The sequence below is a fragment of the Streptomyces blastmyceticus genome (assembly GCF_039521185.1).
GTDB lineage: Bacteria > Actinomycetota > Actinomycetes > Streptomycetales > Streptomycetaceae > Streptomyces > Streptomyces blastmyceticus.
Map to the genome: position 1 here is coordinate 98,490 of NZ_BAAABW010000036.1, position 22,097 is coordinate 120,586.

Below are 22,097 nucleotides of genomic sequence, written 5' to 3' on the forward strand. Positions count from 1 at the left end.
ATATCGGCCGCCGGTGATCTCCGGCATGCTGAGCCCTGACGGCTGTCGACGCAGCCGCGACGAGGGAGGGAGCGGCTCCATGGCCGACACCGTGCTGTACGACGTGACGGACGGGCTCGCGACGGTCACACTCAACCGTCCCGACGCCATGAACGCGCTCGACATCGAGACGAAGATCGCCCTCCGCGACGTGCTGGGCGAGGCCGGCGCGGATCCGGCGGTGCGCGCCGTCCTGCTGACCGCCACCGGGCGCGCCTTCTGCGTCGGGCAGGACCTCAAGGAACACGTCGAGCTGCTGGCGCGGGCCGAGTCCGTGATGAGCACGGTCAAGGAGCACTACAACCCCATCGTCACCGCGATCACCGGGATGCGGAAGCCGGTCGTGGCCGGGGTCAACGGGGTCGCGGCGGGCGCGGGCGCGGGCTTCGCCTTCGCGGCGGACTACCGCGTGGTCGCGGACACCGCCGCCTTCAACACGTCCTTCGCCGGGGTCGCGCTCACCGCGGACTCGGGCGTCTCCTGGACCCTCCCCCGCCTCGTCGGCCACAGCCGCGCCTCCGACCTGCTGCTGTTCCCGCGCAACGTGCCCGCCCAGGAGGCGTACGAGCTGGGCATCGCGAACAAGGTCGTGCCCGCCGCGGAGCTCGCCGCCGAGGCGGCCGCGGTGGCCCGCCGCCTCGCGGAGGGCCCGACCGCGGCCTACGCGGCACTCAAGGAGTCGCTGGCCTACGGCGCGGACCACTCGCTGGCCCAGTCGCTGGCCAAGGAGGACGAGCTCCAGGCGCGCGCCGGGGCCTCGGAGGACCACCGCATCGCGGTGGACGCCTTCCTCAAGAAGCAGAAGCCGGAGTTCGTGGGGCGCTGACCGGCCCGGCCGCCGCTACGCGCCCCCGCGCGCGTGGCAGTTGGCCAAGTGGTCGTTCACCAGGCCGCACGCCTGCATCATCGCGTACGCCGTCGTGGGCCCGACGAAGCGGAAGCCCCGCTTCTTGAGCTCCTTCGCGAGGGCCGTGGACTCGGGGGTCGTCGGGGGCACGTCCGCCATCGTGCGCGGCGCCCTGCGGGCTCCGTCCGGTGCGTACGACCAGATGAAGGCGTCCAGCTCGCCGGGCGCCCACTCCGCCGCCACCCGGGCGTTGCCGATCGCCGCGCTGATCTTCGCGCGGTTGCGGATGATGCCCGGGTCGGCGAGCAGCCGCTCGGCGTCCGCCTCGGTGAAGGCCGCCACCTTGGCGATGGAGAAGTCGGCGAAGGCCGCGCGGAAACCCTCGCGGCGGCGCAGGATCGTCAGCCACGACAGCCCGGACTGGAACGCCTCCAGGCACATCCGTTCGTAGAGGGCGTCGTCGCCGTGCACCGGGTGGCCCCACTCGGTGTCGTGATAGCGGCGGTAGTCCTCCATGGACTCCGCTTCCAGGCCCCAAGGACAGCGCGCCAGCCCGTCCGGGCCGACGACCACTCCTGCGCTCATGCTTCCGTTCCCCCGTTCCACTCGCCCGGCGCGGCGTCGTTCGGCGCCTGCCCGGGGCTCTCCTCGTCCTTGTTCGCGTCCTTCTTCGCCGCGCCGCGCGCCGCCTCGGCCTCCGCCCGAGCGACCGCGAGGGCCCGCTCCAGCTCGGCGATCCGGGCGTCGCGCTCGGCCAGTTCGGCGCCGAGCCGGTCCAGGACGTCGTCGGTCTCGGTCATGCGATAGCCGCGCACCGCGAGCGGCAGCCGCACCGCGTCGACGTCGGCCCGGCTCGTGGGCCGGTCGGCGGGCAGCGGCCAGGCGATCCGGTCCGGCTCGGCCTCGGGCAGCGAGACACCGCTCCCGCCGCCCACGACGAAGAGCGTGACCGCGGCCACCACCACGACCAGCGCGATGAGCAAGAACCAGAACACGACCATCTCCCAGGTGCGCCCGCCACACGAATCCGTCCTCCACGATCGTGCCATGCCCCACTGACGGTTAAGGTCGCTGGCGGACCACGCGAAGAGGAGTACGGAAATGCTGCGGCTGGGACGACGCGAGTTCGATGCGCACGAGCCGGTGATCATGGCGATCGTCAACCGGACCCCCGACTCCTTCTACGACCAGGGAGCGACGTTCCGTGACGAGGCCGCGCTGGCCCGCGTGGAGCAGGCGGTGTCGGAGGGCGCCGCCATCATCGACATCGGCGGTGTGAAGGCGGGCCCGGGCGAGGAGGTCACCGCCGAGGAGGAGGCGCGGCGCACCGTCGGCTTCGTGGCCGAGGTCCGCCGGCGTCACCCGGACGTGGTCATCAGCGTGGACACCTGGCGGCACGACGTCGGCGAGGCGGTCTGCGAGGCGGGCGCGGACGTGCTCAACGACGCGTGGGGCGGCTTCGATCCCAAGCTGGCGGAGGTCGCGGCGCGTTACGGAGTGGGCCTGGTGTGCACGCACGCGGGCGGCGTCGATCCCCGGACGCGGCCGCACCGCATCGCGTACGACGACGTGATGGCGGACATCCTGCGGGTGACGCTCGGGCTGGCCGAGCGGGCCGTCGCGCTCGGCGTCCGGCGCGACGCGATCATGATCGACCCGGGGCACGACTTCGGCAAGAACACCCGGCACTCGCTGGAGGCGACCCGGCGGCTGGGCGAGATGGCGGAGACGGGCTGGCCCGTCCTCGTCTCCCTGTCCAACAAGGACTTCGTCGGGGAGACGCTCGACCGGCCGGTGAAGGAACGGGTGCTGGGCACGCTGGCGACGACGGCCGTGTCGGCGTGGCTGGGTGCGCAGGTCTATCGCGTGCACGAGGTCGCGGAGACGAAGCAGGTCCTCGACATGGTGGCGTCCATCGCGGGGCACCGCGCGCCCGCGGTGGCCCGCCGCGGTCTGGCCTAGCCCCCACGAAGCTGCGCCCCGAACGCCGGACGGGCTGATTTCAGCCCGTCCGGCGTTCGCTTACGCCCCCGCTTCCTTCGTCACCAGGGCGACCGCCTCGTCCACGTCGTCCGTCACATGGAAGAGATGCAGGTCGTGGAGGCCCGCCTTGCCCTCCGCGATCAGGGTGTCGCGGAACCACTCGACCAGCCCGCGCCAGTACGCCGTCCCGAAGAGGACGATCGGGAAGCGCGTGACCTTCTTCGTCTGCACCAGCGTCAGTGCCTCGAACAGCTCGTCCAGCGTGCCGAGTCCGCCCGGCAGCACGACGAACCCGCTCGCGTACTTCACGAACATCGTCTTGCGGACGAAGAAGTAGCGGAAGTCCACGCCGAGGTTGACGTAAGGGTTGAGCCCCTGCTCGAAGGGCAGCTCGATGCCGAGGCCGACGGAGACGCCGCCCGCCTCCATCGCGCCCTTGTTGGCGGCCTCCATCGCGCCGGGTCCGCCGCCGGTGATGACCGCGAAGCCCGCCTCGACCAGGCCGCGGCCGATGGCCACCCCCGCCTCGTACTCCGCCGAGTCCACCGGCGTGCGGGCCGAGCCGAACACGCTGATGGCGGGTGGCAGTTCGGCGAGCGCGCCGAAGCCCTCGACGAACTCGGACTGGATGCGCATCACCCGGAAGGGATCCTCGTGCACCCAGTCCGCGGTACCTCTGGTGTCCAGCAGATGCTGGTCGGTGGTGCCCTGTTGCATCTGGCCGTGCCTGCGCACGACCGGCCCGCGGCGCTGCTCCCGCTGGGCGCGGGCTCCTTCGGGATGTGCCATTCCGCTCTCCCTCCGCTGATCGTTGCTGTTCAGCGTAGGCCCCCGCGGCGCCGCGGGCGGGCTCGTCAGGAGGTCAGCCAGGCGCGCAGCCGCTCCTCGCACTCCGGGATCAGCGCCATGCGGACCCGTTCGTCCCGCTTGTGCGCGACCATCGGGTCGCCGGGGCCGTAGTTGACGGCGGGCACGCCGAGCGCGCTGAAGCGCGAGACGTCCGTCCAGCCGAACTTGGGCTTCGGCGTCGCCCCGACGGCCTCGATGAAGGCGGCGGCGGCCGGGTGGGACAGGCCGGGCAGCGCGCCGGGCGAGTGGTCGTCGACGACGAACTCGGCGACACCGCAGTCCGCGAAGACCTCGAGGACGTGCACCATCGCCTCGTGCTCGCTCCGGTCGGGGGCGTAGCGGAAGTTGACGGTGACCGTGCAGGCGTCGGGGATCACATTGCCCGCGACGCCGCCCTCGATCCGTACGGCGTTGAGCCCCTCGTGGTACTCCAGGCCGTCGATGACGGGCCTGCGCGGCTCGTACGCGGCCAGCCGGGCCAGGATCGGGGCCGCCGCGTGGATGGCGTTGCTGCCCATCCAGCCGCGCGCCGAGTGGGCGCGCTCGCCCGCCGTGCGCAGCAGCACCCGCAGGGTGCCCTGGCAGCCGCCCTCGACCTGGGCGACGGTCGGCTCCAGCAGGATGGCGAAGTCGGCGGCGAGCCAGTCGGGGTGGGCGGCCGCGACGTGGCCGAGGCCGTTGAGGTGGGCGGCGACCTCCTCGTTGTCGTAGAAGACGAACGTCAGGTCGCGGTTGGGCTCGGGCACGGTCGCCGCGATGCGCAGCTGCACCGCGACGCCGGACTTCATGTCGCTGGTGCCGCAGCCCCACAGATAGCCGTCGTCGTCCACGTGGGAGGGGACGTTGTCGGCGATGGGCACGGTGTCGATGTGCCCGGCGAGCACCACGCGCTCGGCGCGGCCCAGGTTCGTGCGGGCGACGACGTTGTTGCCGTACCGGTCGACGGTCAGGTGCGGCAGCGCGCGCAGCGCGCGCTCCACGGCGTCGGCGAGCGTCTTCTCGTTCCCGCTCTCGGAAGGGACGTCGACGAGCCGGGCGGTGAGGGCGGCGGCGTCGAGGGACAGGTCGAGTACGGCGTCATCCATGCCCGCGACTCTAACCGGCCCGCAGGGCGCGGCCGCGGCCGGAAGGGCCCGCGGGAGCCCGCGCGGGGCGGGCGGGACACCGGTCGGAGATCCGGCCCTCATGATTCTCATATCTCTCCAGTAACGTTTGCCGCATGTCCCGGATCTTCGTCACCCGCCGTGGTCGCCTGCTGCGCGTCGTGGCCGCCTGCGCCGTGCTGCTGGCGCTGATCGGCTACGGCGTGGCCCAGTTGGTGACGGGCGGCCCCGGCGCCCCCCGCTGCACCGTGCGGGCCAACGGCGAGTCGTACGCCATGGCCCCCGAGCAGGCGGTGAACGCCGCCACCATCTCGGCCGTGGGCACCGCCCGCGGGCTGCCTGAGCGCGCGGTGACGATCGCGCTGGCGACGGCCATGCAGGAGTCGGGGCTGCGCAACATCCACCACGGCGACCGCGATTCGCTTGGCCTGTTCCAGCAGCGGCCGACGCAGGGCTGGGGCACGGCGGACCAGATCACCGACCCGGTGTACGCGGCGGGCAAGTTCTACGACCACCTCGTGCAGGTGCCGGGCTATTCGCGGCTGCCCCTGACGGTGGCCGCGCAGAAGGTGCAGCGCAGCGGCTTCCCGCAGGCGTACGCCAAGCACGAGCCGGACGCCTCGCTGCTGGCGTCGGGGCTGACGGGCCGGGCGGAGGCCTCCTTCAGCTGCACGACGAGCCCGCCGGACGGCAAGCACGGGGACCCCTCGGCGGTACGGACGAAGCTGCGGCGCGAGTTCGGCGCGACGGTGCTGCCGGCCACGGACGGCACCGGGGGCGCGGGCACCAACGGCTCGGCGGGCGCGGCCGCCCGCACGGTGACGGTGCCCGCGCGGTCCACGGCGGACGCGCCGGACGACGCACCCGCGCGGCGGGGCTGGCAGGTGGCCTCCTGGGCGATGGCCCACGCTTCGGAGCTGCGGATCGAGCGCATCACCTTCAGCGGCCTGGAGTGGACGGCGGAGGACTCCCGCGACGGCTGGCGCAAGACGTCGGACGCCTCGGCAGCCTCCACGTCCGAGGTCCGGATCACCACCGTTCAGTAGTACGAGGCGCCCCTCCTACGGGGTATCCGCCCGGGGTGCGGGCGGAAATTCGGCATGCCCCGCCGTTTCCGCTCGACTTCCCTCAAGTCCCTTGCGACTAAAGGCTTGTACGCCTTTAGGACAACGTCGCGCCCGGTGCGGTTTGCCCGGGATTTCCCGAAACCGATAATGCGACGCATTACCAAGGCTTTACCTTCGGGCACCGCAACCTTCGAGGCTCTCACGCGGTAGTCACTGCGTCCGCTCGCCGGACAGCTAACGTCCTCAACTCCGCCAAAAGGAGCATCATGTCCCTCCCCCTTTCGCGTCGGATCGCCCGGGCCGCCCTGCTGGTCGCCGCCAGCGCGGCACCCGTCATCGGCGTGGCCGGAGCTGCCAACGCCGCGGACCTCAAGGCCCCCGACCTGGGCGGTCTGAGCGCGGTGGACGGCGCGAACCTGGGCAACAACATCGCCGCGACCTCGCACAAGGCCGGTGTCACCACGGCCGAGGTCGGCCACAAGGCCGTCGACACCGCCGCGCCGGGCGCCACGGACACGCTCGGCAAGACCGCTCAGTCCACCACCCCGGCCGCGCAGAAGGTCGCGGGCGACCTCGGCGGGTCCGCGGCGGGTGTCGTGAGCAGCACGGCGGAGACCGCGACGAAGGGCGGCCTCCCGACCAAGGGACTGCCCACCGGTGGGCTCCCGATCGGCGGCTGACCCCGGTCATCCGGATCGTTCAGCTGAGAGGGCCCGGGAGATGTCTCCCGGGCCCTCTCTGCGTGCGTGCCGGGGTTCAGGCGGACAGGCGGCGGACCGCCGCCTCCACCCGCTCGTCCGTGGCCGTGAAGGCGACGCGGACGTACCGCTCGCCCGCCACGCCGTAGAAGTCGCCCGGCGCGACCAGGATGCCCCGCTTCGAGAGGTCCGCCACCGTGTCCCAGCACGGCTCGTCGCGCGTGGCCCACAGATACAGCGACGCCTCGCTGTGCTCGATCCGGAAGCCCGCGCGCTCGAGCGCCGCGCGCAGCGCTTCGCGCCGGCGCGCATAGCGCTCGCGCTGCTCGGCGACGTGCGCCGAGTCGCCCAGGGCGGCGACAGTGGCCGCCTGGACGGGAGCGGCGACCATCATGCCGCCGTGCTTGCGGATCTGGAGCAGTTCGCCCAGGACCGCCGCGTCACCTGCGAGGAACGCCGCGCGGTAGCCGGCCAGGTTGGAGCGCTTGGACAGCGAGTGGACGGCGACGATCCCCTCGTACGAGCCGCCGCACACGTCCGGGTGCAGCACCGAGACCGGGTCAGCCTCCCAGCCCAGCTCCAGATAGCACTCGTCGCTGAAGACCAGCACGCCGTGCTCGCGCGCCCAGGCGACCGCCCGGCGCAGCTCGTCGGCGGTGAGGACCCGGCCGGTGGGGTTGGACGGGGAGTTCAGCCACAGCAGCTTCACCCCTGCCGGGTCGAGCTCCCAGGGGTCGTCGTAGACGACGGGCTCGGCGCCCGCGAGGCGTGCGCCGACCTCGTAGGTCGGGTAGGCGAGCCGCGGGTAGGCGACCTTGTCGCCCGCGGTGAGCCCGAGCTGGGTCGGCAGCCAGGCCACCAGCTCCTTGGAGCCGACGACGGGCAGGACGTTGGCGTGCGCCAGGCCCCGGGCGCCCAGGCGGCGCTCCGCCCAGCCGGTGAGCGCGTCGCGCAGCGCGGCCGTGCCCCACACCGTCGGATAGCCGGGGCTGTCGGCGGCGTCGGCGAGGGCCCGCTGGATCAGCGCGGGCACGGGGTCGACCGGGGTGCCGACCGACAGGTCCACGATGCCGTCCGGGTGGGCGGCGGCCGTCGCCTTGTACGGGTCGAGCCGGTCCCAGGGGAACGCGGGAAGACGGGAAGAGACTGCGCCCACGGTGCTCGCTCGCTCTCTTGCAGATAGGTGCTCGGTGTCAATGCCGCGGCCCCGCACGGCACGAGGGCCGTACGGGGCCGTTGGTGGCTGCCGCGAAATCAGTGTGCGGGGTTGATGTCCGCCGGCAGCGCGGCGATGAAGGGGTGGTCGCGCTCGATCAGGCCGAGCTTGGAGGCACCACCGGGCGAGCCGAGCTCGTCGAAGAACTCGACGTTCGCCTTGTAGTAGTCCTTCCACTCCTCAGGAGTGTCGTCCTCGTAGAAAATCGCTTCGACCGGGCAGACCGGTTCACAGGCACCACAGTCGACGCATTCGTCCGGGTGGATGTACAAGGACCGGGAGCCCTCGTAGATGCAGTCGACGGGGCACTCCTCGATGCACGCCTTGTCCTTCACGTCGACACAAGGCTGCGCGATGACGTAGGTCACGCTGTCGTTCCTCCTCGGTAGGGCGTATCTCGCGCGGGAGCGCGGCGTCGTCGATGCCCACACCTAGTATCTCCGTTCCCGGGCACTTGACGAACAAGAGGGGCGAGGAGAGCTGTGGAATTCACCACGGGCGGACGGCTGGAAGTCAGGATCAGTACCGCCGATGTGGGAAAAAGGGTATCTGTCCGTCGGCTGAACGAGCCGGGACGGTCCCCCGAGCGGTTCACGGACACGGTCGGGGTGCTCGACTCCTGGGACGCCGGTGTGCTGCGGATCACACGCCGGACCGGTGAGACGGTGGTGATCGAGGAGTCCTCGCTCGTCGCGGGCAAGGTGGTACCGGCCGCCCCGGCCCGCCGGCGCGGGCCCGCCACGACGGTGCGGGAGCTCCAGGAGATCGCGACGCGCGGCTGGCCCGCGCGGGAGACCGCGGCGCTGGGCGGCTGGACGCTGCGGGCCGCGGGCGGGTTCACCTCCCGGGCCAACTCGGTGCTGCCCCTGGGCGATTGCGGGCTGCCGCTGCCGGAGGCGCTGGAGCGCGTCGGCGCCTGGTACGGGGAGCGCGGGCTGCCCGCGGTCGTACAGGTCACCACCGGCGACCCGGCCGAGGACGAGCGGCTGGACGCGGAGCTGGCGCGGCACGGCTGGACGGAGGAGCGGCATGCCGTGATACGCACGGCCGCGCTGGCCCCCCTCGCCGACACGGGAGCCGACACCGGCCGCGTGCTGCTCTCCCGGCAACCCGACGAGGCGTGGCTGCGGGCATACGGGCGTACGTCCGCGTCCGCCGAGGACGCGATGGCGGTGCTGACGGGCGGGCCCTCGGTGTGGTTCGCGACGGTGCCGGGCGAGGAGCGGCCCGCGGCCATCGGGCGCTGTGTCGTCGACGGCCGCTGGGCGGGGTTCTCGGCCCTGGACGTGGATCCGGCCCGGCGCCGGGAGGGCCTGGGCACCCTGGTCATGGCCGCGCTGGCCGAGCGGGCGCTTGCCGAGGGCGCCTCGGCGGCGTACCTCCAGGTGATGACGGACAACGGCGGCGCCGACGCGCTCTACGACGGCCTCGGCTTCACCACCCACCACGCGTACCACTACCGCCGCGCGCCACAGGGGTAGACGGGCGGGGCGGGCACGGGCGCACCATGGACACCGGCGGTGGGTCTTTCCCCCACCGCCCCGAGCGGGTACGAGGACCTGATGGACGACGACACCACCGGCCGGCGGCGGCGGTTCGCGGAGGCGGCGCGGGAGGAGCGACCCGACCTCGCGCTGCTCTGCCTCCTGATCGGCACCGAGGCGGACCCCACGGCGGGCGAGGCCGCGATCGACGCGGCGCAGATAGAACTGGACCGGCTCGCGGGGCTGCTCCCCGCGCTGGGGCGCGGCGCCGCGCCCCGGCAGTGGGCCGCGGCCCTCGCGGACCTGCTCGGGGAGCGCTGCGGGTTCCGCGGCTCCCCCGCCGACTACCGGCGGCTGGAGTCCTCGCTGCTCGGCGAGGTGCTGCAGCGGCGGCGCGGGCTGCCGATCCTGCTGTCCGTGGTGTGGATGGAGGTGGCCCGGCGGGCGGGCGCCCCGGTGTACGGGGTGGCGCTGCCCGGCCACTTCGTCATCGGCTTCGGCGAGCCGTACGGGTCGCACGTGCTGGCCGACCCCTTCGACGGCGGGCGGCAGCTGTCCGAGGACGAGGCCGGGCTGCTGGTCGCGGGCGCGACGGGGGCGCCGCTGGAACCGTCGATGTTCTCCCCGGCCGAGCCGCTGGAGATCGTGCTGCGCGTCCTCAACAACATCCGCGCCTGGGCCGCGGCCCGCCCCGAGCGGAGCGAGGTGCAGCTGTGGGCGGTCGACCTCTCGCTCCTGCTGCCGAGCCATCCGGCGCGGCTGCGCTACGAGCGGGCGGAGCTGCTGGTGGAACGGGGGGATTTCGTGGGCGGGGCGCGGGAGATGGAGGAGTACGCGGAGGTCATCGACGCGCTGGAGCCGACGGTGGCGCAGTCGGTCCGCCGCGAGGCGCGGGCGGCGCGGGCGATGCTGAACTGACGGGGCGCCCGGCGGCACTCCGGGGCATCGACTCGCCGCACGCCAGTGCGTCCCTGACGATCAGGACCGCCGCGTCGTCCTTGAGCTCGCCCTCCGTGAAGGCCTCCAGATCCGCGCGGAGCGCACGCGCGAGCTCCGCCGGCGGCAGCCGCACCCAGCGGGTCAGCCGCTCGCGCAGGGGGTAGAAGCGGCCCTCGGGGTCGCGGGCCTCGGTGACCCCGTCCGTGCACAGCACCAGCCACTCCGGCGAGGCCGGACCCGTACGGCAGGCCGCCGAGTCCACGGCCCGGCGTGGTGCGCCGGTGAGCCCGCCGAGCCCCAGCGGCAGCCCGTGGTGTTCCGGCAGCCGCTCCTCGACCCGGTCGCCGCTGATGACGTAGTACGGGATGTGGCCGCAGGACAGCACCCGGGTCGTGGTGCCCGGCGGGCCGACCTCGAGCAGCAGCGCGGTGACGAAGCGTTCGTCCGTGCCGGTCAGCGACAGCGCGCTGTTGTGGCGCAGCAGCGCGCCCTCCATGTGGTCGGCGACGGCCTCCAGCGCGGCCTCGTGATAGGCCGCCTCCCGGAACGACGTGAGCACCGCGTGCCCCGCGCCGATCGCCAGCATGCCCTTGCCCTGGACGTCGCCGATGAGGATGCGCTGTCCGTACGGGCTCTCCACCACCTCGTAGATGTCGCCGCCGACCCGGGCGCCCTCCTGCGCGGAGATGTAGAACCCGGCGATCCGCAGCAGCCCCGCGGTGATGGGCAGTTCCCGCAGCATCGTGCGCTGCACGGCGTCCGCGACCATCCGGGTCCGGTCGTACGCCGCCTCGCGCTCCAGCAGCGCCGCGCACAGGGCCACGGCGAAGCCCCCGACGAGGAGCGCGCCGAGTACGGCGACGAGCACGCTCGCGACGTCCCAGCGCGGCACGATCACGCAGTGGATCACCGTCTGGGCCACCGCGAAGACCGCCGCGACGACGACCGTGCGGCGGAAGGAGCACAGCCGGGCGGCGATCAGCGGCATGACGCTCGCGATCAGGGCGAGCCGCAGCCGGGTGCCGGTCATGCAGTCGAGCACGGCCAGCGCGGCGATCCCGGCGATCAGCGCGACGGTCAGGACGCGCCCGCCGTCGGGAACGCGCTTGATGTGCACGGCGGCGTTCCCCTTCCCCCTCGCGTCTTCGTGGTCGTAGGGACCCTACGACGGCCATATGACGGCCTTGCGACAGAGTGCCCGGTGCCCATGATCCCCTGCCGCTACAGCCAGCCCTTGTCCCGGGCGATCCGGACGGCCTCGGCGCGGTTGCGGGCCCCGCTCTTCTGGATGGCCGTGGAGAGGTAGTTGCGGACCGTGCCGGGAGACAGGTGCAGGGCCTTCGCCAGCTCCGCGTTGGTCGAGCCGTCGGCGGAGGCGCGGAGCACGGCGCGTTCGCGGTCGGTCAGCGGGTTCGCGCCCTCCGCGAGCGCGGCGGCGGCGAGGGTCGGGTCGATCACCCGCTCCCCGCGCAGCACCCTGCGCAGGGCGTCGGCGAGCTGTGCCGCGGGCGCGTCCTTGACGAGGAACGCCTCCGCGCCGGACTCCATCGCCCGGCGCAGATAGCCGGGGCGGCCGAAGGTCGTGAGGATCACCACCTTGAGCGCGGGCAGTTCGCGCCGCAACAGCGCGGCGGCGTCGAGACCGGTCATCCCGGGCATCTCGATGTCGAGCAGGGCGACGTCCGGGGCGTGGGCACGCGCGGCGTCGAGCACTTCGTCGCCCCGTGCGACCTGCGAGACGACCTCGATGTCACCCTCCAGCCCGAGCAGCGCGGCGAGGGCTTCGCGGACCATGGACTGATCCTCGGCGAGCAGGACTTTGATCGTAGGGCGGGGTGGAACGGGGCTGGGCTGGTCGGTCACAGCGTCAGGGTAGGCGGTCGGGGCGGGGCCCCTCGCCCGGGCGCTACGCGCTCAGCGGCTCACCGTCCTTCGGGACGCTCCGCGAGAGCGGTACGCAGGCCCGCAGGCGGAAGCCGCCCTTGGGACCCGGGCCCGTCTCCAGGCGGCCGTCCGCGAGGGCGAGCCGTTCCGTCAGGCCGGTCAGGCCGTTGCCGTGCGCGCCCCGCGGGCCGCGGCCGTCGTCCGTGACGGTCAGGCACAGCTCGTCGTCCGCCTCCACCAGCGAGACCTCGCAGCGGCGCGCCCCGCTGTGCCGCACCACATTGGTCACGGCCTCCCGGAGCGCCCAGGCGAGCGCCCCCTCCTCGTCGGGCGGCAGGTCGGCGTGGGCGGTCTCGACCCGGTCGAGGTCCGCGGCGATGCCGGCGGCGGCGAGGGCGGTACGGGCTCCGGCGATCTCCGCGTCGAGGGTGGGGCGGCGAAAGCCGCTCACCGCCTCCCGCACGTCGACCAGCGCCTGCCGGCTGACCCGCTCGATGTCCGCGACCTGCTGCGCGGCCTGGTCCGGCTTGTCCGGCAGCATCCGCCCCGCCAGCTCGCTCTTGAGCGTGATGAGCGACAGCGAGTGGCCGAGGAGGTCGTGCAGGTCGCGGGCGAGCCGCAGCCGCTCCTCGTTGGCGGCGAGGTGGGCGACGGTGGCCCGGGCCTCGCGCAGCGCCCTGGTCGTACGGGCCATCTGCCGCACCCCGACCATCGCGAAGCCGCCCAGCAGCGCCGGGAGGACGAGCGCGGGCATGTAGTCGCCCGCCTTCGGTGTTTTCATCCCGATGACGATCAGCAGACCCGTGGTCAGCAGGATCGGGTAGCGCGACACCGTCGTCGGCAGGACGGCCCCGCAGGCGACGCAGACATAGACGAAGAGGACGAGCCAGGGGGCGCCGAGCGCCAGTGACAGCACGAGCGCCATCGCCAGCAGCAGGACGAGCATGGGGAACACCCGGATCCGCTCCAGCGGCCGCGAGGTCTGCCGGAAGACGAGGGCGAGGTAGCCGGTCACGAAGACCACCAGGCCCAGCCCGCCGAGGACGTCGGCGGCCACCGTGTGGTGGTCGCCGACGATGTCCGCGGCCGGTGCCGCGAGATAGGCGAACCAGATGCCGATCCAGGCCAGCTTCACCAGCACCTGACGGCGGTTGTCGGGCGTGGAGCCGATGCCGACGAACTCCGCCTGCTCGTTCTCGGCCGCGAGGGCACCCCGCCACAGTTCCCGGCAGCGCGTGAGCACGCTCATCGGTTCTCCCTCCTCGCGGCCGTACGGCACCGGGTTGTCAGGCCTTCCGGGTGTCCTTGCGGTACAGCCAGGCGGCCGCACCGGCGAACAGCACAAGATAGGCGACCAGGATGGACACGTCCTTCATGTGCGGGGCGCCGCCCTGCTCGATGGCCTGGCCGAGCCCGGCGTAGGCGTGGGTGGGCACCCACTCCGCGATGTTCTGGAGCCACTTCGGGAACGTCGAGGTCGGCATCCACAGGCCGCCCAGGATGGACAGGCCGAAGTAGATGATCATCGTGATGGGGCGCACGGCGTCGCCGGTGGCGAGATAGCCGACCGCCACACCGAGGGCCGCGAAGACGATGCTGCCCGCCCAGATCGCGCCCGTCAGCGCGAACCACTGCCAGGCCGAGTCCATCCGGACGTTCTTGACGGCGGCGGCGACGGCGAAGACGACCAGGATCGACGGGAGCGACACCACGGCGGCGGAGGCGACCTTGGCCGTCACATAGCCGCGGCCGGGCAGCGCGGTGAGCCGCAGCTGGCGCACCCAGCCCTTCTCGCGCTCCTTGGCTATGCGCTCGCTGTTGCCCATGAGCACGGCGGTGATCGCGCCGAAGGAGGCCATGGAGACCATCATCAGCAGCGGCAGCGTCAGGTGCGTGCCCTTGACGATCTCCGTGGTGCTCGCGCCGCCCGCGATCAGCAGATAGAGGGCCGCCGGGTAGAGCACGGAGAAGAACATGAACTTCTTGTTGCGCAGGGTGCGCACGATTTCCAGCTTGATCAGCGTGTTCATCGGGCCGCCTCCTCGGCGGTCGCGGCGTCGGTGATGGCGATGAATGCCTGCTCCAGGCCGAGGCCCGCGACCTCGAGGTTGCGCGGGTAGAGACCGAGGCCGTAGAGGGCGTGGACGGTGGCGTCGGCGTCGTGCGACTGGATGCGCACGGTGCGGCCGGATATCTCCAGGGAGGAGAGGAACGGCAGTTCGCGCAGCGCGGCCTCGCCGATGTGCCCGTCCAGGTCGAAGACGATCCGCCGGGCGCCCGCCTTGGCCTTGATCTCGGCGGCGGAACCGTCGGCGAGGACCCGCCCGCGGTGCAGCACGATCACCCGGTCGGCGATCGCGTCGGCCTCTTCCAGATAGTGCGTGGCGAAGAGGATCGCGCGGCCCTCCCGGGCCTGCTGCCGCATCACGCTCCAGAACGCCTGCCGGGCGGTGACGTCCATCCCGGTCGTCGGCTCGTCGAGCACGACGAGCTCATTGGCACCGGCCGTCGCGAGGGCGAACCGCACCCGCTGCTCCTGGCCGCCGGAGAGCTTGTTGACCATGCGGTCGGCGATCTCGGTGAGATCCGCCTGCTCCAGCACCTGCTCCAGCGGATAGGCGCGGGGGTGCAGGTCACAGGCGAGCTGCACCAGCTCGCGGACCTTCACGTCCTCCATGAGGCCGCCGCTCTGCAGCATCGCGCCGACCTTGCCCTGCGCGATGGCCTGCTGCGGAGTGGTCCCGAACAGCTCCACGCGCCCGGTGTCGGGGGTGCGCAGGCCGAGGAGGAGGTCCAGGGTGGAGGACTTGCCGGCGCCGTTGGGGCCGAGCAGGGCGACGGTCTCCCCGGGATACAGCTCGAGGTCCAGATCGGCGACGGCCCGCACTTCGCCGAAGCTCTTGTTCACATGCTCAAAGCTGACCACGGGGGCGCCGGTGCGGCGCCCTTCCCCCGTGAACGTGCTCATTGTGGTGGTCATACGGATGATGGTTCCAGGCCGGGGCGCCGGTCGGCAGTGTCAGCCGTCGTGTACTGCCGATGACAGATGTCATGGATCCGGTAACCAGCAGGTCACGCCGGTGAAAACGGGCGAGCCCCCGTGCCGGATGGGGCACGGGGGCTCGTACGGGCCGTCGGGCGCGGGTCAGCTCGGGTTGAGCGGGATGACGCCGGTGCGCTCGGCGGGCGTCTTGCCCATCAGGGCCTTGCGCAGGGCGCCTACGACATCCTGCGGGGTGACGTCGGTCTTGCTGCCGTCACCACGCTGGATCTTGACCCCGGCGAAGGTGGTCCCGTACAGCTCCTTGATCGCTTCGAGGTCGTAGGCGTCGACGAGCTTGCCGTTGACCTCCTTCACGGAAAGGATCTTCGGCAGCGAGCGCTCGGGGCCGAACTGGATCTTGTGCGTCGCGTCGGTCTGCACGGTGACCAGGCCGGACATGGCGGGCTTCGCGAAGCTCTCCATCTCCCGGTCGACCTCCGCCTTGTCCACCTTGGGCTGCTGCCCGGCGCTGGGCAGCTCGACGGTCTTGTCCTGGCCGGTGGCGGCGCGGTCGCGGTACGCCTGGGCGACCGCGGCGACGGCCTTGTCGGTGTCCAGGCCCTGGTAGGCCTGGCCGTAGACCGGCACGGCCTTGCCCGGCTCGAACTTGATCGTGCCTTCCCTGGCGGTGCCCGTCTCGCCGGAGGCCCGCTTCAGCGCGTCCGCGATCTTCTCCTCGTCGGCGCCGATCGAGGGCTCGGCCGTACGGGTGCCGCCGACCAGGGAGCCGATGACGGTGAGCGGGTTGTAGTCCCGTCCGGCCGCATCCCGCACCGTGGCCTGCGTGTCGATGCTCAGCCCGGCCACCGACGGCTTGAGCGTCGCCTGCTTGCCGCCGATCGACACCTTCAGCGGCGCGGTCGCACGGTCGCCGAGCGCGGAGTCGAGCTTCTGCACGGCCTGCTCCTTGGAGCTGCCGCCGATCGCCACGCCCAGCACGGTGGTGCCGTTCGGCACGTCGGCGTGGTCGAGCAGCAGCCCGGCGCCGTACGCGACACCGACGAGCGCGACGAGCGCGCCACCGGCCAGGACGAGCTTGGAGCGGCCCTTCTTCTTCGGGGCGCTCTTCGCGGGCGCGGCCTTGGCCGGTGCGCTCTTAGCCGCGGGTGCGGTCGCACCGGGTGCGGGCACCTTCGGCTTCGGCACGGGCACGCGGGGCGCGCCGCTGTCCACGGGCGCCGCCTTCGCGCCCGGGCCCGCGGGCGGGGGCACGACGGGGACGCCGCTGACGAGCGTCTCGCCGGCCGCCTTCTGCCCGGCGGGCGGGGGCACCTTGGGGCCGCCCTTCTTGCCCGCGCCCTTGCCGCCCTTGGGCTGCTTGGGCGCCTTGGTGTCCACGGGGGCCTGCGGCGCCGCCTGCGCGCCGGTGGCCGGGCCCGGTACGCGCGGGAAGCCCTCGCGAGGCGTGTCCGTACGGCCCTCGGTGAAGGCACCGCCACCGGGCGGGGCGGGGGCGAACGGCGCCGCACCGGCGCCCTGGCCCATGGTGGGCGCGGGGAACTGCTGCGTGGACTCCACTGCCTCGTTCCACGGCGCGGCACCGGCCGCCGGGGAGGCGCCCGGGGCGCCTGTGGCCATGGGGTCGGCGGGCCAGGGGGTGGCACCGGTCGTGGCGGGGTCGGCGGGCCACGGCGTGCTGCTCGTGGTGGACGCGTCGCCCGGGGCCCCGCCGGGCCACGGCGCGGCTCCGCCGACGGCACCGCCCTGCGTGGGCTGCTGCGGTACGGCACCGGTCGTCGAGGAGCCGCCGGGCCAGTCGTCGACCTGCGAACCGGAACGGCGCGCGGCGCGCGCCGCCGAGGCGTTGCCCTGCCAGGGAGCGGCTCCGCCGCCGGAGGCGTCGAGCGGCCAGTCGTCGGCGGGGGCGGGCGCGGGCGCGACCTGGCCTGCGCCCTGCCAGGGGGTCGCGCCGGTGGTCTGGGAACCGCCGGGCCAGTCGTCGACAGGGGCGGCCGGGGCGCCGTTCTGCCAAGGCGTGGCGCTCGTCGTGGAGGGGTCGAGCGGCCAGTCGTCCACGGGCGCGGCGACGGCCGGGGGCTCCTGCATCACGGGGTTCGCACCCGTGGCCATGGGGTCCGCGGGCCAGGGGGTGGCAGCGGTGGTCGAGGGGTTCTGAGCGCCGGTCATGGGCGTCTGCAGGGGGGCGCCCGCACCCGGGACACCACCGGAAGCGGAACCTCCGCCGAAGCCGCCGGGAGCGCCGTTCGACGGGCCGCCGACACCGGCCGGACCGCCGGGCACGCCACCGGCCGCGCCGGTGCCGCCTGCTGACGCACCGCCGACAGTGCCGCCCTGCGTGCCCGCCCGCCGGTTCGCACCGGTCGAGGGGCCGGGGGCCGACGGGCCGGACTTGCGCGGCGCGAACCAGTCGCTCGCCTTCTCCTTCTCGCCCGTGCCGCTCTGCCGTTCCGCCTCCGCGCGCGCCGGGGCCGCGGACGGCTCGGGGCGGCGGGGCAGGGCGGGCTTGCGCTCACCGACGGCGGGTCCGGCCGCGGCCGGGGCGCCCGGCGCCGCGGGGGCGTCGTCGCCCGCGGCCGCCTCGTCACCGACGGGCGTGCGCATGATGACCGGCGGAATGGGCCGCGAACCCGGGATGTTGATACGGATCCGCGTCGTCAGCGTGGTCTCGGTCCTGGTCTCTTCCGGCTTCGGCGACACGGCCGGCTCCTCGCTGCCGCCACCGTCCGAGGACGCGTGGCGGGTTCCGTACGGCGGGGTCCCCGACGGGTAAGCGGCGCCACCGCGCCCCTGGGGCCCGGGGGACGAACTGTCAGATTCACGGCTCAAAGCAGGCTCTCCTGGTTGGCTCCGCCGCCCGTCATGACCTCGTTCGGGCGGCTCGGCGGCGCGCACCACCATACTGGGCACCGCGGACACGCACTTGACGGCCGCCGGATCGCCCCGGCGACAGGGAGCGCGGGGCGCGTCTTCGCGCCTCGCTCTCCTCAGGCAGAAATCGTCACGTCACTTGCCAAGTCGGACTGAAGGCCCGCCCGGTTGCGGCACTTTCGGGAGGGTGGCACACATCACAGCCACCGCCATCCCGCCCAGCAGGAAGGCGTACGAGCCCAGTCCGGCGCCGAAGAGGAAGTCGCCCTCCGGCCTGCTCGTGGTCAACAGCAGCACCGAGACGATCCAGCCGACGCCGGGCGCGACCCCGCCGGCTCTGGCGCGGGTCGCGAGGAGTCCGCCGTAGCTCAGCCCGGCGATGGCCAGCAGAGCCAGCATCAACCCGCCGGGGAACCAGCCGCCTTGCACGAGCGCTCCGGCGACCCCGGCCAGCGCCCCGAGGACGGCCAGGCCGAGGTAGCCGCCGAGGCGCCCGGCGCCGAGCGGAGAGGCCATGCCGGTCATGCGTCCACCCCCGCGAACAGGTCGTCCTCGTACGCGGCACCGGCGGTGCCCCGCACGAGCCGGTAGTACTCGGTGGCGAAGAGCGGCTGCCCGAGGTCGTTGGAGAGCGCGAAGAAGGGTCCGTCCACCGCGATCTGCGTCACGTGGGCGCGCATCGCGGCCGCCTTCGCCGCGGCGTGGGCCGAGCCGTCGACGGCCGCCGTCACCTCGGCGTCGTCGACCACGCCGGGGACGTCCGCCGGGGAGGCGACGCCCGGGAAGGGCTTGCCGAAGCCCAGCTCGCGCAGCCGCGCGAAGCCGTCCTCCAGGACGGAGCGCGGCACGCAGTTCCAGTAGACCTTCGCGATCTCGTGCGGGTCGCCGAGGTCGCGGCGGAACGCGGGCTCGCCCGCGAGCTCCACGGCGCGCGTCGCGACGCGGTGCGCCTGGATGTGGTCGGGGTGGCCGTAACCGCCCTCGGGGTCATAGGTGACCAGCACCTGGGGCCGTACCTCGCGGATCACCTCCACGAGGGAGGTGGCGGCCTCGTCCACATCGGCCCGCCAGAAGCACTCGGGGCGCTCGTTCTGCGGGGCGCCCATCATTCCGGAGTCGCGGTAGCGCCCGGGGGCGCCGAGGAAGCGATGGTCGGTGACGCCCAGCTCCCGCATCGCGTCGGCGAGCTCGCCTGCGCGGTACGGCCCGAGGGCGTCGTCCCGGTCGGCCGTCAGGTGGGCCAGCCCTTCCGGGATCACCTCGCCCTCCTCACCCAGGGTGCAGGTCACGAGGGTGACATGGGCCCCTTCGGCGGCGTACTTGGCCATGGTCGCGCCGTTGTTGATCGATTCGTCGTCCGGGTGCGCGTGCACCAGGAGCAGCCGGCGGCCCGTCGAGGGGAAGCTGTCGGTCATGGGAACAGCCTACGAGCCCGATCGGCCCGGCGGGGCGCCCGCCCGCACCGACGCCGGCGCCCGCGGGTCGCTCAGAACTTGATGTTGCTGATGACGTCGGTTGCGCTCTTGGTCAGCTGGTTGAGCGTCGGGGCGATCGACGAGCTCGAGAGGTAGAACCCCAGCAGCACGCAGACCGCGGCGTGGCCCGCCTTCAGCCCGGACTTCCGGACCAGCAGGAAGACGATGATCGCCAGCAGCACCACCGCCGAAATCGAGAGTGCCACAGCGGTTCACCTCCATGTACGCGCGGTCGGACGGACAAGGGGCGGATGACATACGGATGCCACCCGCGACATACCAACTATGCGTCAGTGATCATAACTTTCCGGTGCCCCGACCTCACTCGGTGCACAGGAGCAAATCCGGGGCGCACGGCGAGATCGCGCCGCCCCGCCGTAGGCTCGCCGGCATGACCGGACAGCTCACGTTCCCACGGCAGTACGCCAGAACCCAGCGCTTCTCGCTCGGCGCGCCGCGCGCATTCACCGTGTCGCCGGATGGCTCACGTGTCGTCTTCCTGCGCTCCCGTACCGGTGTCGATCGGGCAAACGTTCTGTGGGTGCTCGATCCCGACACCGGAAAGGAGCATCCGGCCGCCGATCCCGCGGTGTTGCTCGGCGGCGCCGACGAAGAACTGTCCGCGGAGGAGCGGGCGCGGCGCGAGCGCATCCGCGAGGGCGCGGGGGGCGTTGTCGCCTATGCGGTGGACAGCGCCGTGGAGTTGGCGGCGTTCACTCTCTCGGGGCGGCTGTTCATCGCGGAGTTGCGCGGCGGGACCGCCCGTGAGCTGGTGGTTCCGGGCCCGGTGGCCGACCCGCGCCCGTCGCCCGACGGCCGCAGGATCGCCTATGTCGCGGGCGGCGCGCTGCGGGTCGTCGAGGCGGACGGCGGCGGCGACCGCGCCCTGGCCGGGCCGGAGGGTGCCACGGTCACCTGGGGGCTGGCCGAATTCATCGCGGCCGAGGAGATGCACCGCACCCGGGGCTTCTGGTGGGCGCCGGACGGGCGGTCCCTGCTGGTCGCACGCGTGGACGACGCGCCCGTACGCCGCTGGTGGATCGCCGACCCCGCCAACCCCGACCGGCAGCCCGCCGAGGTCGCCTATCCGGCCGCCGGCACCCCGAACGCCCTGGTCACGCTGTCCCTGCTCGGCCTGGACGGCTCCCGCACGGACGTCGAGTGGGACCGCGAGCGCTTCCCCTATCTCGCGCAGGCGCACTGGTCGGAGGGGCATCCACCGCTGCTGCTCGTACAGGCGCGCGACCAGCGCGGCCAGGCGTACCTGACGGTGGATACGGCGACCGGCGAGACCCGCGTCCTGCACACGGAGGAGGACGCAAACTGGCTGGATCTTTTCCCTGGCGTGCCCGCGTGGACCCCGGACGGCCGGCTCGTACGGATCTCCGACGAGGGCGGCGTACGGGCCCTGGCGGTGGGCGACCGGACCCTGACCGGACCGCGGCTGCACGTGCGTGCCGTACTCGACGTCGGCGCCGAGGACCTGCTCGTCTCCGCCTCCGCCGGGCCCGGGGCGAAGGACCCGGAGACCGGTGAGAGCCACGTCTACCGCGTCGGCGAGAACGGTGCGGAGCGCGTCTCGGAGGGCCGTGGGTGGCACTCCGCGGTGCGTTCCGGCGCCGTCACCGTCCTGGTGTCGACATCCCTGGAGCACAGCGGGGCGACGGTTCGGGTCGTACGCGACGGCGTGCGGACCGCCACGGTCACCTCCCACGCGGAAGCGCCGGTGCTGGCCTCCCGCGCACGGCTCACCGAGGCCGGCGCGCGGCGCATCCCGTGCGCCGTCCTGCTGCCGACCGGGTATTCGGAGGGTGACGGTCCGCTCCCGGTGCTCATGGACCCGTACGGGGGACCGCACGGGCCGCGCGTGGTGGCCGCGCACAACTCCCACCTGACCTCGCAGTGGTTCGCCGACCAGGGCTTCGCGGTGGTGGTCGCCGACGGCCGCGGCACCCCGCACCGCTCCCCCGCCTGGGAGAAGGCGGTCCGGGACGACTTCGCGGGCGTGACCCTGGACGACCAGGTCGAGGCGGTCCGGGCGCTCGCCGAGGACCACCCCCTGGATCTGGGCCGGGTCGCGATCCGCGGCTGGTCGTACGGCGGTTACCTCGCGGCGCTGGCCGTGCTGCGCCGCCCCGACGTCTTCCACGCGGGCATCGCGGGCGCCCCGGTCACGGACTGGCGGCTGTACGACACCCACTACACCGAGCGCTATCTGGGCGACCCGGCGGAGCGGCCCGCGGTCTACGCCCGCAACTCGCTGGTCACCGACGAGGGGCTGGGCGAGGCGGCGGAGCAGACCCGGCCGTTGATGATCGTCCACGGCCTGGCCGACGACAACGTGGTCGCCGCGCACACCCTGCGGCTGTCCTCCGCGCTGCTCGCCGCGGGCCGCCCGCACGAGGTACTGCCGCTGTCCGGGGTGACGCACATGACGCCCCAGGAACAGGTCGCGGAAAACCTGCTGCTGCTCCAGGTCGACTTCCTCAAGCGGTCCTTGGGCATGTAATCGCTCAACGGGCCGGGATTGCCGCACATGATCGCCGACGTGCGTCGATCCCGGCCCGACAGGGCTGTCAAGCACGCCACGTCGTCGATCCGCTCAACCTTCGCTCAAGAAGCGGGGCCCGCCGGGCCTTCC

General features: G+C 73.2%; 21 protein-coding genes and 1 pseudogene. 7 read left to right on the plus strand and 15 right to left on the minus strand.

What is annotated here, in order from left to right:
• Positions 1-79 precede the first annotated feature (79 nt).
• The gene (gene chcB, locus ABD269_RS31280; protein ID WP_344123382.1) at positions 80-865 is read left to right on the plus strand and encodes a 2-cyclohexenylcarbonyl CoA isomerase; all 786 of its coding nucleotides are present in this window, start codon (positions 80-82) and stop codon (positions 863-865) included.
• Positions 866-880: 15 nt separating this feature from the next.
• Here the strand turns inward: chcB and ABD269_RS31285 are convergent, their stop codons facing one another.
• A complete protein-coding gene (locus ABD269_RS31285; protein WP_301892634.1) occupies positions 881-1,471 on the minus strand; it encodes a DNA-3-methyladenine glycosylase I in 591 nt (196 codons plus the stop codon).
• Positions 1,468-1,881, minus strand: coding sequence for a DivIVA domain-containing protein (locus tag ABD269_RS31290; protein ID WP_344123384.1), 414 nt, complete (start codon positions 1,879-1,881; stop codon positions 1,468-1,470). The genes ABD269_RS31285 and ABD269_RS31290 overlap by 4 nt, the downstream gene beginning before the upstream one ends.
• A gap of 106 nt (positions 1,882-1,987) precedes the next feature.
• Between ABD269_RS31290 and folP the strand changes: the two genes are divergently transcribed.
• The gene (gene folP / locus ABD269_RS31295; RefSeq protein WP_344123386.1) at positions 1,988-2,848 is read left to right on the plus strand and encodes a dihydropteroate synthase; all 861 of its coding nucleotides are present in this window, start codon (positions 1,988-1,990) and stop codon (positions 2,846-2,848) included.
• A gap of 60 nt (positions 2,849-2,908) precedes the next feature.
• On the opposite strand, the gene ABD269_RS31300 is transcribed toward folP, so the two are convergent.
• Both ABD269_RS31300 and dapE read right to left on the minus strand, forming a co-directional pair.
• The gene (locus ABD269_RS31300; protein ID WP_116213721.1) at positions 2,909-3,658 is read right to left on the minus strand and encodes an LOG family protein; all 750 of its coding nucleotides are present in this window, start codon (positions 3,656-3,658) and stop codon (positions 2,909-2,911) included.
• Between the two features lie 65 nt (positions 3,659-3,723).
• Positions 3,724-4,803 (minus strand): succinyl-diaminopimelate desuccinylase, encoded by a 1,080-nt coding sequence (gene dapE / locus ABD269_RS31305; protein ID WP_344123389.1) that lies wholly within the window; start codon positions 4,801-4,803, stop codon positions 3,724-3,726.
• Between the two features lie 134 nt (positions 4,804-4,937).
• Here dapE and ABD269_RS31310 point away from each other — a divergent pair, with 134 nt between their 5' ends.
• Together ABD269_RS31310 and ABD269_RS31315 are read left to right on the plus strand one after the other, a co-directional pair.
• Positions 4,938-5,867: a VldE C-terminal domain-containing protein gene (locus ABD269_RS31310; RefSeq protein ID WP_344123391.1), complete on the plus strand. Its 930-nt coding sequence runs from the start codon at positions 4,938-4,940 to the stop codon at positions 5,865-5,867.
• A 287-nt stretch (positions 5,868-6,154) separates the two neighbouring features.
• Positions 6,155-6,568, plus strand: a complete 414-nt coding sequence (locus tag ABD269_RS31315) for an ATP-binding protein (RefSeq protein WP_116213718.1) — start codon at positions 6,155-6,157, stop codon at positions 6,566-6,568.
• Between the two features lie 76 nt (positions 6,569-6,644).
• Here the strand turns inward: ABD269_RS31315 and dapC are convergent, their stop codons facing one another.
• Both dapC and fdxA read right to left on the minus strand, forming a co-directional pair.
• On the minus strand, positions 6,645-7,742 hold the full coding sequence (dapC, locus tag ABD269_RS31320; RefSeq protein ID WP_344123394.1) for a succinyldiaminopimelate transaminase: 1,098 nt from the start codon (positions 7,740-7,742) through the stop codon (positions 6,645-6,647).
• Between the two features lie 98 nt (positions 7,743-7,840).
• On the minus strand, positions 7,841-8,170 hold the full coding sequence (fdxA, locus tag ABD269_RS31325; RefSeq protein ID WP_301892645.1) for a ferredoxin: 330 nt from the start codon (positions 8,168-8,170) through the stop codon (positions 7,841-7,843).
• A gap of 114 nt (positions 8,171-8,284) precedes the next feature.
• Between fdxA and ABD269_RS31330 the strand changes: the two genes are divergently transcribed.
• Together ABD269_RS31330 and ABD269_RS31335 are read left to right on the plus strand one after the other, a co-directional pair.
• The gene (locus tag ABD269_RS31330) at positions 8,285-9,283 is read left to right on the plus strand and encodes a GNAT family N-acetyltransferase (protein WP_344123397.1); all 999 of its coding nucleotides are present in this window, start codon (positions 8,285-8,287) and stop codon (positions 9,281-9,283) included.
• Between the two features lie 81 nt (positions 9,284-9,364).
• The gene (locus ABD269_RS31335) at positions 9,365-10,204 is read left to right on the plus strand and encodes a transglutaminase family protein (protein WP_344123475.1); all 840 of its coding nucleotides are present in this window, start codon (positions 9,365-9,367) and stop codon (positions 10,202-10,204) included.
• Here the strand turns inward: ABD269_RS31335 and ABD269_RS31340 are convergent.
• From ABD269_RS31340 to ABD269_RS31380, 9 genes and pseudogenes are all read right to left on the minus strand, one after another.
• Positions 10,128-11,342, minus strand: a complete 1,215-nt coding sequence (locus ABD269_RS31340; protein WP_344123399.1) for a PP2C family protein-serine/threonine phosphatase — start codon at positions 11,340-11,342, stop codon at positions 10,128-10,130. The genes ABD269_RS31335 and ABD269_RS31340 overlap by 77 nt on opposite strands.
• Positions 11,343-11,446: 104 nt before the next feature.
• On the minus strand, positions 11,447-12,088 hold the full coding sequence (locus ABD269_RS31345) for a response regulator transcription factor (protein ID WP_301892649.1): 642 nt from the start codon (positions 12,086-12,088) through the stop codon (positions 11,447-11,449).
• Positions 12,089-12,131: 43 nt separating this feature from the next.
• Positions 12,132-13,358, minus strand: a complete 1,227-nt coding sequence (locus ABD269_RS31350; protein ID WP_344123402.1) for a sensor histidine kinase — start codon at positions 13,356-13,358, stop codon at positions 12,132-12,134.
• A gap of 37 nt (positions 13,359-13,395) precedes the next feature.
• Complete coding sequence (locus tag ABD269_RS31355; RefSeq protein ID WP_344123404.1) at positions 13,396-14,139, minus strand: ABC transporter permease; 744 nt, start codon at positions 14,137-14,139, stop codon at positions 13,396-13,398.
• Positions 14,136-15,089 (minus strand): ABC transporter ATP-binding protein, encoded by a 954-nt coding sequence (locus ABD269_RS31360; protein WP_344123406.1) that lies wholly within the window; start codon positions 15,087-15,089, stop codon positions 14,136-14,138. The genes ABD269_RS31355 and ABD269_RS31360 overlap by 4 nt, the downstream gene beginning before the upstream one ends.
• Positions 15,090-15,254: 165 nt before the next feature.
• A pseudogene (locus ABD269_RS31365) lies at positions 15,255-17,939 on the minus strand (hypothetical protein); the annotation flags it as partial.
• A 177-nt stretch (positions 17,940-18,116) separates the two neighbouring features.
• Positions 18,117-18,506 (minus strand): DUF6113 family protein, encoded by a 390-nt coding sequence (locus ABD269_RS31370; RefSeq protein ID WP_301892655.1) that lies wholly within the window; start codon positions 18,504-18,506, stop codon positions 18,117-18,119.
• On the minus strand, positions 18,503-19,396 hold the full coding sequence (gene mshB, locus ABD269_RS31375; RefSeq protein WP_344123411.1) for an N-acetyl-1-D-myo-inositol-2-amino-2-deoxy-alpha-D-glucopyranoside deacetylase: 894 nt from the start codon (positions 19,394-19,396) through the stop codon (positions 18,503-18,505). Before mshB ends, ABD269_RS31370 begins: the two co-directional genes overlap by 4 nt.
• A 71-nt stretch (positions 19,397-19,467) precedes the next feature.
• Positions 19,468-19,662, minus strand: coding sequence for a hypothetical protein (locus ABD269_RS31380; protein WP_116213708.1), 195 nt, complete (start codon positions 19,660-19,662; stop codon positions 19,468-19,470).
• A 185-nt stretch (positions 19,663-19,847) separates the two neighbouring features.
• Between ABD269_RS31380 and ABD269_RS31385 the strand changes: the two genes are divergently transcribed.
• On the plus strand, positions 19,848-21,965 hold the full coding sequence (locus tag ABD269_RS31385) for a S9 family peptidase (protein ID WP_344123413.1): 2,118 nt from the start codon (positions 19,848-19,850) through the stop codon (positions 21,963-21,965).
• Positions 21,966-22,097 lie beyond the last annotated feature (132 nt).

What these genes read in the sequence shown, in the direction of transcription:
- chcB (WP_344123382.1), top strand. Translation starts at nt 80, where the DNA reads ATGGCCGACACCGTGCTGTACGACGTGACGGACGGGCTCGCGACGGTC.
- ABD269_RS31285 (WP_301892634.1), bottom strand. Translation starts at nt 1,471, where the DNA reads ATGAGCGCAGGAGTGGTCGTCGGCCCGGACGGGCTGGCGCGCTGTCCT.
- folP (WP_344123386.1), top strand. Translation starts at nt 1,988, where the DNA reads ATGCTGCGGCTGGGACGACGCGAGTTCGATGCGCACGAGCCGGTGATC.
- ABD269_RS31300 (WP_116213721.1), bottom strand. Translation starts at nt 3,658, where the DNA reads ATGGCACATCCCGAAGGAGCCCGCGCCCAGCGGGAGCAGCGCCGCGGG.
- dapE (WP_344123389.1), bottom strand. Translation starts at nt 4,803, where the DNA reads ATGGATGACGCCGTACTCGACCTGTCCCTCGACGCCGCCGCCCTCACC.
- ABD269_RS31310 (WP_344123391.1), top strand. Translation starts at nt 4,938, where the DNA reads ATGTCCCGGATCTTCGTCACCCGCCGTGGTCGCCTGCTGCGCGTCGTG.
- ABD269_RS31315 (WP_116213718.1), top strand. Translation starts at nt 6,155, where the DNA reads ATGTCCCTCCCCCTTTCGCGTCGGATCGCCCGGGCCGCCCTGCTGGTC.
- ABD269_RS31335 (WP_344123475.1), top strand. Translation starts at nt 9,365, where the DNA reads ATGGACGACGACACCACCGGCCGGCGGCGGCGGTTCGCGGAGGCGGCG.
- ABD269_RS31350 (WP_344123402.1), bottom strand. Translation starts at nt 13,358, where the DNA reads ATGAGCGTGCTCACGCGCTGCCGGGAACTGTGGCGGGGTGCCCTCGCG.
- ABD269_RS31355 (WP_344123404.1), bottom strand. Translation starts at nt 14,139, where the DNA reads ATGAACACGCTGATCAAGCTGGAAATCGTGCGCACCCTGCGCAACAAG.
- ABD269_RS31360 (WP_344123406.1), bottom strand. Translation starts at nt 15,089, where the DNA reads ATGACCACCACAATGAGCACGTTCACGGGGGAAGGGCGCCGCACCGGC.
- ABD269_RS31370 (WP_301892655.1), bottom strand. Translation starts at nt 18,506, where the DNA reads ATGACCGGCATGGCCTCTCCGCTCGGCGCCGGGCGCCTCGGCGGCTAC.
- mshB (WP_344123411.1), bottom strand. Translation starts at nt 19,396, where the DNA reads ATGACCGACAGCTTCCCCTCGACGGGCCGCCGGCTGCTCCTGGTGCAC.
- ABD269_RS31385 (WP_344123413.1), top strand. Translation starts at nt 19,848, where the DNA reads ATGACCGGACAGCTCACGTTCCCACGGCAGTACGCCAGAACCCAGCGC.